This is a genomic window from Rhodococcus sp. P4_C10, from assembly GCF_056402135.1.
Genome location: NZ_JBFUHZ010000002.1, coordinates 52,509 through 61,420 on the forward strand (window position 1 = coordinate 52,509; position 8,912 = coordinate 61,420).

Consider the following 8,912-nt stretch of genomic DNA (forward strand, 5'->3'; position numbering starts at 1 on the left):
GACGTGCGGAACAAATACGGCTACCGTTGTTGCCAACACGAGGCGCCGGTCGACTCGGTGGAGGACACGCGATGGACGCAGACGAGGCCGCACAGTTCGTCCTCGAGGACCTGACGGTCGGCGCTTACGCGCACGGGTTCGGCCGCAACCCGGACGGCGAGGTCTTCGCCTTCCGGGTCCGCCGCAGCACCCTGCGCGTCGAGGTGTACCGCCACGACCTCGAGACCGACGTGCCCGACAGCTCCGACGTGGTGGCCACGGCCGAATTCGCCGTCACCGACGTCGATCTCACCGACGAACGCAGCGTGGCTGCGGTGGTGCGCGACGCCGTGGCCACCGCGGAGCGGACGGAGCCGGCCGGCAGCGGTGGGCTGACGGTGCGCGCGATCCTGAGCCGTCTCAGCGCCGTGATCGACGTGTTCTGAGCTGTCTCGCTACCCGCCGCCGCGGCGGGGCAGCACCAGTTGGGCGCCGGTCTCCGGGTGCGCCAGCACCTCGACCGGGTGGCCGTAGACCCGGGTGAGCAAGGTCTCGGTCAGCACCTCGGCCGGACTGCCGTGCACGGCCAGGCGACCGGCCTCGAGCACCGCCACGGTGTCCGCGTACGCGGCCGCCAGCGCGAGGTCGTGCAGCACGACCACCACCGCCGCGCCCGCGCGGGCGCGTTCGCGGGCCAGGCCCATCACCGCCTCCTGATGGCCGAGATCCAGGGCCGCGGTCGGCTCGTCGAGCAGCAGCGTCCCCGTCCGCTGGGCCAGCACCCGGGCCAGCGCCACCCGGGAGCGTTCGCCACCCGAGAGGGCCGCGAACGGGCGGTCGGCGAACCGGTCGACGTCGCAGGTCGCCATCGCCTCGCGGACGGCGTCGTCGTCCTCGTCGCGGCGGACGGTTCGCGTCCACGGTGCCCGGCCCATCTGGACCACCTGGCGTGCCGTGAACGAGAACCCGACGGTGTGCTGCTGGGGGAGCACCGCGCGGCGCTGGGCCATGTCGGTGCCGGTCCACTCGGACAGCGGCCTGCCGTCGAGTTCGACGGTGCCGGCCACCACGGCCTGGTCCCCGGCGAGCGCGGCCAGCAGGGTGGACTTGCCCGCGCCGTTCGGGCCGACCAGCGCGAGCACCTCACCGGTGCGCACGTCGAGGCTGACCGACTCGAGCACCCGACGCCGGCCGCGGTCCACGCTGACGCCGACGGCGCGCAGGCTGACCTCGCCTGGCGCGGGCGCGGTCGGGGCCGGGAGTTCGCGGGCGAGGAGGTCCTGGATCCGGCGGGCGAGCGCGGTCATGCCCAACCCCCCTGCTGGTGCCGGGTGCGCCGCAGCATCCAGAAGAAGAACGGGCCACCGATCAGCGAGGTCAGCATGCCCAGCGGCAGGTCGGCGTTGGGCACCAGGGTGCGCGCGCCGAGGTCGGCGGCGAGCAGCACGATCGCCCCGCACAGTGCGCTGGCGGGGATCAGCATCCGGTGCGCAGGGCCGACGATCATCCGCATCAGGTGCGGCACCACCAGGCCGACGAACAGGATGATCCCGGTGAACGCCACCGACGCGGAGACCAGGAGCGCGACCACCACGACCGCGAGCTGACGCAGCCGCTCGACGTTGACCCCGAGGTGTGCCGCCGCGCTCTCGCCGAGCGCGAGCAGGTCCAGCTTGGACGCCATCGCCATGCTCACCGCGATGCCGACCGCCGCCATCGGCGCGACGATCGCGACCGCGCCCCAGGTGGCGCCGTTGAGGCTGCCGAGCTGCCAGAACACGATCTGGTCGCGGGCGGCGGGGTTGGCGACGAAGGTGAAGAACGCGATGAGTCCGCCGGCGAAGGCGTTGATGGCGACGCCGGTGAGGACCAGGGTCACCACCTCGGTGCGGCCCTCGGATCGGGCCAGCAGGTAGACCAGGGCGGTGGTCACCAGGCCGGCGACGAAGGCGCCCGCGGCCACCGCGGTGCCCGCGACGAACGCGCCGCCGGTCACGATGACGAGGCTGGCGCCGACCGCCGCGCCCGCCGAGACGCCGATGACACCGGGCTCGGCCAGCGGGTTGGCGAACACGCCCTGGAGCAGGGCGCCCGCGCAGGCCAGTGCGGCGCCGACGATCACCGCGAGGGTCACCCGCGGGAAGCGCACCTGCCAGAGGGTGACCTCGCCGCTCGGGTGCGCGGGCATCGGGCCGATGTCGAGGCCGATGCGGTGCAGGATGCTGCCCACCACCTCGGCGGGTCCGGTCGGCACCTGCCCGATGCACGCCGACGCGACCGCCAGCACGAGCAGCAGCACCGTCAGCGCGAGCAGGACCGTCCCGCCGCGCAACCGGCGGCGGGCGGGAGTGGTCGGTGCTGTCGTGGTGGTCACGGGGTCTGCGGTGGTCGTCACTGGGCCGACGGGGTGTACAGCGCCGTGGCCAGCGCGTCGAGGACGTCGCCGGTGCGAGGACCGAAGCTGAGCAGCACGCTGTCCTTCATGTCCACCACCCGCTGGTTGCGGCCGGCGGGGGTCTGCGCGACGCCCGGGATCTTCGCCAGCCCGTCGAGTCCGCCGATGGAGTCCAGGCCGTTCGACATCATCAGGAACACGTCCGGGGCGGACGCGATCATCGCCTCGCTGGTGATCGGCTGGAACTGCTGGGTCAGGCCCGCCGCGGTGCCGGCGTCGACGCCGCCGAGTGCCTCGATCAGCGAGTCGGCCCCCGAGCCCGGGCCCGCCATCATGGTGATGGCGGTGCCGCGCATGTAGAGGAAGGCGATCTTGGGTCGGGTGCCGTCGGTCGGGGCCTTGGCCGTCGCGGCCGTGATCTGGTCGGCGGTGCGCCGGCTCAGTTCGGCGCCCGCCGCGGGCACGCCGAGGGCGTCGGCGACGGCCTGGATCTGGCCGGGGACACCGGCCAGCGTCCGCGTGGGGTCGAAGAACACCACGGGCACGCCCGCCGCCCGCAACTGTTCCTGCACGGCCCGCGGGCCGATGCTGGTGTCGGTGAGGAACACGGTCGGGCGCAGGTTCAGGATCGCCTCGGCGGACAGCGACTGCCCGCCGGGCGTGATGTCCGGCACCGACTCGACGGCCGGGAACCCGGAGGCGGTGTCGCGACCGACCAGGCTCTTGCCCAGGCCGAGCGCGTACACCGTCTCCGTCAGCGTGCCGTACTGGTCCGCCGCGACGATGCGACTGGTGTCGGTGATCGTCACCGCGACCCCGTCCGCCCCCGTCACGGTGACCGGCAGGGTCGCGGCCGGGTTGTCCGCGATCGGCTGCGGGTCCAGGCTCGCCAGGGTGGCGGTGCTGCGCCCGGTCTGGCCGCCGGTGGCGGCGTCGTCCTGCGAGCCGCACCCCGCGGTCACCATGATCACCGTGACTGCGGCGAGTGCGCCGAGGACACGGCGGCGGTGATTGATCATCGGATGGTTGGCGCCGGTACTCCTCGTGCCGAGGAGCAACAGGTGCCATCCTCCTTTCGCGGGTTGGTGCGGTTCGAGCCTGAGATCTCCTGCCGTGGGGCAGGAAGGCATTACTTGACGAGGTAGCTCTCGATGTCGGCCTCGAGCGCGGCGAAGAGGTCGCCGTTGAGCTGGTACGCCAGGTTCACCTCGTCGATGAGCTGCCGCTGCTCCTGCTCGGAGAGCGGGGCCGCGTCGAGCTTGGCGCGGTACTCGTCCTTGTAGACCTTGGGCTTCTCGATCTGGTCGAAGATGTAGAAGCGGAGTCCGTCGACGGTGTAGCCGTAGGCGCGCTCGAGCATCCGCCGGATGATCTGGCCGCCGGACAGGTCGCCCATGTACCGGATGTAGTGGTGGGCAACGAAACCCGTCGACGAGTCGTACGCGACCTCGTCGATCCGCTCGATGTAGCGGGCGGTCGCGGGCAGCGCGGTGACCTGCTCGCGCCAGCCGTCTCCGAGCAGGAACTCGAGGTCGGCCTCGAGGGCCTCGGTGCGCAGCAGTTCCTCGCCGATGAACGGCGCGGCGACGGGGTCGCTCGCCTTGGCCCGGCCGGCGGCCTCGAGCGCGAGGTACACCAGGTAGGTCTGGCCGATCAGGGCGGCGTGCGCGGCCGGGGTCAGCTTGCCGGCGAGCAGGTCGCCGACGAAGCGGGACTGCTCCGTGTTCCGGTGTGCCGCGTCGGTTTCGGTCCTGATCCGTTCGGCCAGGCCCGGTGCCGTGGTATCGGTCGCGTCAAGCGTCGTCATGCTCATCTCCCCGTGGGTTGGTCTGGTTTGTCGATACCGTCGCGGAGCGCGGGCCTCGAGTTGTCACTAGGTTAGCCTGCCCTTCCGGAACGCGTTGCAGTGGCGGACCATCCGGCCCACCGGTCGGGACGGAACACGATCACCGGACCGGTCGGGGGAAGGGTCGTGTACTGCGGGTACTTGGCGACGAGGGCGCGGATGCCGGCGGTGCCGTCGGGGCTTGTGGCGTCGGCCACGCGGGCCTCGCAGTCGACGCGGACCCACCACAACAGGTGCCAGTCCTCGTCGTACTCGTCGACGAGGAGGCTGGCCCTGCCGGTGGCCGTGATGTGGTCGAGCCGGCGCAGGTTGCGGGTGGACTTCGGCTTGTCGTCCACCGCCGAGTACACGAGGCCGTCGGCCGTCGCGAACACAAGGGGCACCAGGTGTGGGCGGCCCGCGGCGGTGACGGTGGCCATCCGTGCCACCCTCGCCGCGGCGAACCGCCGTCGTTGTTCCTCGGCGTGCACGGTGCCCAGAGTAGGCGGGCGGGGCCCGTCAGGCGCTGACGTCGTCCAATGCCGCCGAGATCGCGGCGGGCAACTCCAGCTCCTCGGACGCCAGCACGCCGGTGTGCTGCGCGTAGTCCCGGGCGCCGACGATGGCGCTGGCGACCCCGGGACGGTCCCGCACCCACGCGAGCGCGACGGCCAGCGGCGAGGCGCCGAGTCCGTCGGCGGCGGTGACGACCGCCTCCACCACCCGGGCGGTTTCCTCGGTCAGGTAGCCCGCCACCAGTTCCGCGCCGGTCTCGGAGGCGCCCCGCGAGTCCGCCGGGATGCCGTCGCGGTACTTCCCGGTGAGCACGCCGCCGGCCAGCGGGACCGCGGCCAGCAGTCCGACGCCGTGGTGGTCCGCCGCCGGGATGAGTTCGTCCTCGACCCCGCGGGCGAGCAGCGAGTACTCGGCCTGGGTGGCCACCAGCGGCGTGCCCGCGGCCGCGGTGGCCAGCTGCCAGCCGAGGTAGCCGCGGGCGCCGACGTACCGGACCCGGCCGCTCGTGACCGCGTACTCGAGCGTCGAGGCCACCTCGTCGACCGGGGTGAACGGGTCCCAGGTGGCCACCTGCCACAGGTCGAGGTGGTCGGTGCCCAGTTCGCGCAGCGTCGCGTCCAACTGCCCGAGCAGTGCGCGGCGCGAGCAGTCCACGCCGTCGCGGCCGGGATGGATGCCGCCGCTGCTCGAGATCACCAGTTCGGTGCGCGGGACCACGTCGTCGAGCAGTTCCGCGAGGATCCGCTGGGCGACACCGCCGCCGTAGAACGGGGACGAATCGACAAGGGTGCCACCGGCTTCGGTGAAACCGATGAGCTGGGCCGCCGCCTCGTCGCCCTCCGTGTCACGGCCCCACGCCAGGGTGCCGAGGCCGAGTCGTGAAACTCGGAGACCGCTGTTACCGACCGCGCGCTGCCGCATCAGATACTCACCACAAGTTCTGGAGCGTAGTGCCGCGACGGCCTGAACGCCGCACGGACCCGCCCGGTACGGTGCACTCCGTGAATCTTCGAGCCAGCATCCCTGCGGCCCTCGCCGCCAACCACTTTGGAGCCGACCGGTGATCGGCGAGTCCATGACCTGGATTCAGGCCATCGTCCTCGGCGTCGTGCAGGGCCTGACCGAGTTCCTCCCGATCTCGTCCTCCGGGCACCTGCGGATCGTCTCGGAGGTGCTCTGGCAGGAGGACGCCGGTGCCTCGTTCACCGCGGTGACGCAGCTCGGCACGGAGGCCGCGGTGCTGGTCTACTTCGCCCGGGACATCGCCCGGATCGCGATGGCGTGGTTCCGGGGCCTGCGCGACTCGGGCCGGCGTGGGCACGACTACAAGATGGGCTGGTACGTCATCGTCGGCACCATCCCGGTCGGCGTACTCGGGCTGCTGTTCAAGGACCAGGTCCGGACCGGGGCGAGGAACCTGTGGCTGGTGGCCACGATGCTGATCGTCTTCGCGGTGGTCATCGCGGCGGCCGAGTACTACGGCAGCAAGCGTCGGCCGATCGAGGGGCTGACCCTCAAGGACGGCGTCATCATGGGCTCGGCGCAGGCGCTGGCCCTGATCCCCGGCGTCTCCCGCTCCGGCGGCACCATCAGCGCCGGCCTCTTCCTGGGGCTCACCCGCGAGGCCGCCGCCCGTTACTCGTTCCTGCTGGCGATCCCGGCCGTGACCGCGGCCGGCCTGTTCAGCCTGCCCGACGCCTTCGAACCGGCGGGTGAGGGACTCAACGCCAGCGGCGCGCAGCTGATCGTCGCCACCCTCATCGCCTTCGCGATCGGGTACGTGACCATCGCGTGGCTGCTCAGGTTCGTGGTCAACCACTCGATGTACTGGTTCGTCGGCTACCGGATCATCCTCGGCCTGGTGCTGTTCGGACTGCTCGGCACCGGGGTGATCGCGGCCACCTAGGCTGATGCCATGACGGTGATTCTGCTGCGGCACGGGCGGTCGACGGCCAACACCTCCGGAACGCTCGCGGGCCGCACCCTCGGCGTCGACCTGGACGACCGCGGCCGCGAGCAGGCGGCCTCGGTGGTCGAGCGCCTCGCCGCGCTCGACCTCGCCGCGATCGTCCGGTCGCCGCTGCTGCGCTGCGAGAGCACCGTGGGCCCACTGGCCGGCGCCCGCGGCCTGACGCCGGTGGTCGACGAGGCGCTCGTCGAGGTGGACTACGGGCAGTGGACCGGACGGCCGATCAAGGACCTGCTCGGCGAGCCGCTGTGGAAGGTGGTCCAGCAGCACCCGTCCGCGGCGGTCTTCCCCGACGGCGAGGGGCTGGCGCAGGTGCAGGCCCGGGCGGTCGCCGCGGTCCGGGCACACGACGCCCGGTTGGCCGCCGAACACGGCAAGGACGTGCTGTGGGTGGCGTGCAGCCACGGCGACGTGATCAAGTCGGTGCTGGCCGACGCGCTCGGCACGCACCTGGACGGGTTCCAGCGGATCGTCGCGGAACCGGCCTCGATCAGCGTCGTGCGGTACACCGCGACACGCCCGTTCGTGCTGCGGATGAACGACACCGGCGCGGACCTGTCCGGGCTGAACGGCGCCGGGCCGGCGAAGGGCGCGGGGGTCGGCGCGTCGGACGCGGTGCCAGGGGGAGAGGTGGGAACCGATGGAAAAGCGGATAATGAGGGCGGGACCGATCCCGAATGACCAGTGAGCAGCTGATTCGAACAGGTGGAGGTGCAGATGTCCCGAGCGATTCACGTATTTCGCACCCCCGATCGATTCATCGCCGGAACGGTCGGTGAACCGGGCGACCGCGTGTTCTACCTGCAGGCCATCCACGACTCCAGGGTGGTGAGCGTGATGCTCGAGAAGCAGCAGGTGCAGGTGCTCGCCGACCGGATGGGCCTACTGCTCGACGAGGTGCACCGGCGGTTCGGCACCGCGATCCCGCCGGAGGAGACCGACCTCGCGGACCTGAGTCCGCTGGTGATGCCGGTGGACTCCGAGTTCCGGGTCGGGACGATGGGGCTGGGATGGGACTCCGACGCCGGCGCGGTGGTGGTCGAACTGCTCGCGGTCAGCGAGTCGGAGGTCGACGAGTCCGTCGTCCTCGACGACGTCGAGGAGGGCCCCGACGCGGTGCGCGTGTTCCTGACACCCGAACAGGCCCGGGAGTTCGCCCTGCGGTCGGTGCGGGTGATCGCCGCCGGCCGGGCGCCGTGCCCGCTCTGCGGCGAACCGCTCGCCCCGGACGGCCACATCTGCATCCGGACCAACGGTTACCGGCGCGGCGCCACCTTCGGCCACGCCGTCGAACCCACCGAAGAGAACTGACCGTTGACCGCCGATCTCCCCGACCCCGGTGACACCGACCTGCTCCTGTCGGGCGAACTGACGGTACTCGGGCGGATAGTGACCGCGAGCAACGCGACGCTGGTCTGCGAGGCCTCCTCGAACGGGCAGAGCCTGCGCTGCGTGTACAAGCCGATCCGCGGCGAGCGGCCGTTGTGGGACTTCCCGGACGGCACCCTCGCCGGGCGGGAGGTGGCGTCGTACCTGGTGTCCGAGGCGACCGGGTGGGGTGTCATCCCGCGCACCGTCCTGCGGGACGGACCGTACGGCCCCGGGATGGTGCAGGAGTGGGTGGAGACGCCCGAGCCGACCGGGGAGCTGGGCGAGCGCCTCGACCTGGTCGACGTGTGCCCGCCGGACCAGGTGCCGCCGGGCTGGTTCGAGGTGCTGCGGGCCGAGGACAGCGACGGCGAGGAGGTCGCGCTGATCCACGCCGACGATCCGCGCCTGCAGCGGATGGCGGTGCTCGACGTGCTGCTCAACAACGCGGACCGCAAGGGCGGGCACGCGCTCGAGGGCGTCGACGGCTCGGTCTACGGGGTGGACCACGGCATCTGCCTGCACACCGACGACAAGCTGCGCACCGTGCTGTGGGGCTGGGCCGGCCAGCCGGTGGAGGGCGCGCTGCTGCCGGACATCGAGATGTTCGCGAGCCGGCTGGACGGCGAGCTGGCGGACCGGCTGCACCAACACATCACCGGTGACGAGGTGGACGCGTTGCGGGCCCGGACCGCCGCGCTGCTGGCGGATCCGGTGATGCCGATGCCGTTCGGCCGTCGCACCATTCCCTGGCCGCCGTTCTGACATCGCCGGTCGCCGGCCGACGCCACCCGCGACACCGTGAAGAACCAGCTCCTCGCGTCGACCAATTGAGGCGACGACCGCCGCGTCCCTATACC

General features: G+C 72.0%; 11 protein-coding genes. 5 read left to right on the plus strand and 6 right to left on the minus strand.

The features are described from left to right. Window positions 1-71: 71 nt before the first annotated feature. Window positions 72-425 carry a hypothetical protein gene (locus tag AC1DWC_RS01435; RefSeq protein ID WP_477905506.1) on the plus strand — a complete coding sequence of 118 codons (354 nt, stop codon included), beginning with the start codon at window positions 72-74 and terminating at the stop codon, window positions 423-425. A gap of 9 nt (window positions 426-434) precedes the next feature. Here the strand turns inward: AC1DWC_RS01435 and AC1DWC_RS01440 are convergent, their stop codons facing one another. The 6 genes from AC1DWC_RS01440 to AC1DWC_RS01465 form a co-directional block, all read right to left on the minus strand. After that, window positions 435-1,286, minus strand: a complete 852-nt coding sequence (locus AC1DWC_RS01440) for a heme ABC transporter ATP-binding protein (protein ID WP_477905508.1) — start codon at window positions 1,284-1,286, stop codon at window positions 435-437. Next, on the minus strand, window positions 1,283-2,353 hold the full coding sequence (locus AC1DWC_RS01445; RefSeq protein ID WP_477905795.1) for a FecCD family ABC transporter permease: 1,071 nt from the start codon (window positions 2,351-2,353) through the stop codon (window positions 1,283-1,285). The genes AC1DWC_RS01440 and AC1DWC_RS01445 overlap by 4 nt, the downstream gene beginning before the upstream one ends. Window positions 2,354-2,370: 17 nt before the next feature. After that, window positions 2,371-3,393 (minus strand): heme/hemin ABC transporter substrate-binding protein, encoded by a 1,023-nt coding sequence (locus AC1DWC_RS01450; RefSeq protein ID WP_477905797.1) that lies wholly within the window; start codon window positions 3,391-3,393, stop codon window positions 2,371-2,373. A gap of 110 nt (window positions 3,394-3,503) precedes the next feature. After that, window positions 3,504-4,181 carry a biliverdin-producing heme oxygenase gene (locus AC1DWC_RS01455; protein WP_072844829.1) on the minus strand — a complete coding sequence of 226 codons (678 nt, stop codon included), beginning with the start codon at window positions 4,179-4,181 and terminating at the stop codon, window positions 3,504-3,506. A gap of 71 nt (window positions 4,182-4,252) precedes the next feature. Beyond that, window positions 4,253-4,690, minus strand: coding sequence for a TIGR03668 family PPOX class F420-dependent oxidoreductase (locus AC1DWC_RS01460; protein WP_477905510.1), 438 nt, complete (start codon window positions 4,688-4,690; stop codon window positions 4,253-4,255). 28 nt (window positions 4,691-4,718) lie between these two features. Next, entirely contained in the window at window positions 4,719-5,636 is a 918-nt protein-coding gene (locus tag AC1DWC_RS01465; RefSeq protein ID WP_477905512.1) for an aldo/keto reductase, read from the minus strand. 142 nt (window positions 5,637-5,778) lie between these two features. On the opposite strand from AC1DWC_RS01465, the gene AC1DWC_RS01470 reads away from it, so the two are divergent. Genes AC1DWC_RS01470 through AC1DWC_RS01485 form a run of 4 tightly spaced genes read left to right on the plus strand, consistent with a single transcriptional unit; the run spans window position 5,779 to window position 8,817 of the window. Next, window positions 5,779-6,621: an undecaprenyl-diphosphate phosphatase gene (locus AC1DWC_RS01470; protein WP_477839836.1), complete on the plus strand. Its 843-nt coding sequence runs from the start codon at window positions 5,779-5,781 to the stop codon at window positions 6,619-6,621. Window positions 6,622-6,630: 9 nt separating this feature from the next. Then, entirely contained in the window at window positions 6,631-7,365 is a 735-nt protein-coding gene (locus AC1DWC_RS01475) for a histidine phosphatase family protein (protein ID WP_477905514.1), read from the plus strand. 36 nt (window positions 7,366-7,401) lie between these two features. Beyond that, window positions 7,402-7,995 carry a DUF3090 domain-containing protein gene (locus tag AC1DWC_RS01480; protein WP_477839753.1) on the plus strand — a complete coding sequence of 198 codons (594 nt, stop codon included), beginning with the start codon at window positions 7,402-7,404 and terminating at the stop codon, window positions 7,993-7,995. A gap of 3 nt (window positions 7,996-7,998) precedes the next feature. Continuing rightward, window positions 7,999-8,817, plus strand: a complete 819-nt coding sequence (locus AC1DWC_RS01485) for an SCO1664 family protein (RefSeq protein WP_477905515.1) — start codon at window positions 7,999-8,001, stop codon at window positions 8,815-8,817. Window positions 8,818-8,912 lie beyond the last annotated feature (95 nt).

Coding starts and splice junctions, on each gene's coding strand:
- AC1DWC_RS01465 (WP_477905512.1), bottom strand. CDS start 5,636: ATGCGGCAGCGCGCGGTCGGTAACAGCGGTCTCCGAGTTTCACGACTC.
- AC1DWC_RS01475 (WP_477905514.1), top strand. CDS start 6,631: ATGACGGTGATTCTGCTGCGGCACGGGCGGTCGACGGCCAACACCTCC.
- AC1DWC_RS01480 (WP_477839753.1), top strand. CDS start 7,402: ATGTCCCGAGCGATTCACGTATTTCGCACCCCCGATCGATTCATCGCC.
- AC1DWC_RS01440 (WP_477905508.1), bottom strand. CDS start 1,286: ATGACCGCGCTCGCCCGCCGGATCCAGGACCTCCTCGCCCGCGAACTC.
- AC1DWC_RS01450 (WP_477905797.1), bottom strand. CDS start 3,393: ATGATCAATCACCGCCGCCGTGTCCTCGGCGCACTCGCCGCAGTCACG.
- AC1DWC_RS01455 (WP_072844829.1), bottom strand. CDS start 4,181: ATGACGACGCTTGACGCGACCGATACCACGGCACCGGGCCTGGCCGAA.
- AC1DWC_RS01435 (WP_477905506.1), top strand. CDS start 72: ATGGACGCAGACGAGGCCGCACAGTTCGTCCTCGAGGACCTGACGGTC.